The sequence below is a fragment of the Mesorhizobium sp. M7A.F.Ca.CA.004.12.1.1 genome, assembly GCF_003997835.1.
Classification (GTDB): domain Bacteria; phylum Pseudomonadota; class Alphaproteobacteria; order Rhizobiales; family Rhizobiaceae; genus Mesorhizobium.
Genome location: NZ_RZRK01001157.1, coordinates 1 through 1,403, shown reverse-complemented (window position 1 = coordinate 1,403; position 1,403 = coordinate 1). Strand labels below are relative to the sequence as shown.

The window sequence follows — 1,403 nt, the reverse complement described above, 5'->3', positions numbered from 1 at the left end:
GCATCATCTCGCGCGTCGTCGATGTCTGGATGGCCTTTCCGCCGGTGCTGTTCGCCATATTGCTGGTGGCGGTGCTCGGCACGGGCTTGAGTTCCGTCATCCTGGCCATCGCCATCATCGACTGGACGCGTTTCTGCCGGGTGATCCGTGCCGAGACAATGGGTCAGTCGCGCATGGACTATGTCGAGAATGCCCGCATTGCCGGCTACGGCCGCATCGGCATCATGCTGCGCGAAGTGCTGCCCAATGTGGTGCCGTCGATCGTCGCATTGCTGTCGCTGGAAATGGGCATCGCCGTTATCGTCGAGGCGATCCTGTCCTTCGTCAATCTGTCGATCTCGACCGACGATCCGACCTGGGGAGGCATCATCGCCGAGGGCCGGCTGTCGATCCATCAGGCCTGGTGGGTGCTGGTGTTCCCGCTGATCACGCTGATCCTGACCGTGCTGTCGTTCAGCCAGTTCGGCGAGGCGCTGAAGACGCGTTTCGATCCGGTGCTGCGATGAGCGCCTGCCTCGACATCAGGGATTTGAGCGCGGTGCTGCCCAACGGCCAGCGCGTATTGCGCTCGGTGTCGCTCTCCGTCCAGCCCGGCGAGGTCCGCGCGCTGGTCGGCGAAAGCGGCGCCGGCAAGACGATGATCGGCAAGGCGGTGCTCGGTGTGCTGCCGTCGAGCGTGCGCATTGTCGAAGGCGACATGCTGCTCGAGGGTGAAGACCTCGGCAAATTGCAGCCCAAGGCACGACGCACGCTGATTGGGGCGCGCACGGCGCTGATCCCGCAGGACCCGCTGACCGCGCTCAACCCGTCGCGGCGCATCGGCTCGCAGATGACCGACCGGCTGGTGCGCATCCTCGGCTGGAGTGGCGAGAAGGCCGATACCCGCATCCGGCAATTGCTGGACGAGGTGCAAATCCGCGATCCCGACCGCGTGCTGAAAAGCTATCCGCACGAACTGTCCGGCGGCATGCGCCAGCGCGTGCTGATCGCTGCGGCCTTCGCCGCGGAGCCAAGGCTGATCGTCGCCGACGAGCCGACCACGGCGCTTGATGTGACCGTGCAAAAACAGATCCTGCGGCTGATCGTGCAGTTGCAGCGCGAGCATGGCACGGCGATCCTGTTCGTCACCCATGATCTCGGCGTCGTCGCCAAGATCAGCCAGAGAGTCTCGGTGCTTTATGCCGGCAAGGTGGTGGAGGAGGCCGACACGGCTGCCCTCTTCGCAGCACCGCAGCATCCCTACACGCGAGCGCTGATGGCGGCGACGCCACGCTACACCGATCCTTTCGCCTCGCTGAAGCCGGTGGACGACGAAGTCCTCGCAGGGCTTGCTTCAGAGATCGCTGCCGCAGACCAGGCCTGGAGGCGGTCGCATGGTTGAACCGTTGTTCTCCTCGCGCGGG

Annotated in this window: 2 protein-coding genes; both read left to right on the top strand. The window is 64.9% G+C overall.

The window, feature by feature from the left end:
- The coding region (locus tag EN984_RS34675) for an ABC transporter permease (RefSeq protein ID WP_164765926.1) at positions 1 to 506 on the top strand (506 nt) is incomplete at its 5' end.
- On the top strand, positions 503 to 1,381 hold the full coding sequence (locus EN984_RS34670) for an ABC transporter ATP-binding protein (protein ID WP_127269248.1): 879 nt from the start codon (positions 503 to 505) through the stop codon (positions 1,379 to 1,381). The genes EN984_RS34675 and EN984_RS34670, both read left to right, overlap by 4 nt.
- Positions 1,382 to 1,403: the final 22 nt, after the last annotated feature.

Coding starts and splice junctions, on each gene's coding strand:
- EN984_RS34670 (WP_127269248.1), top strand. CDS start 503: ATGAGCGCCTGCCTCGACATCAGGGATTTGAGCGCGGTGCTGCCCAAC.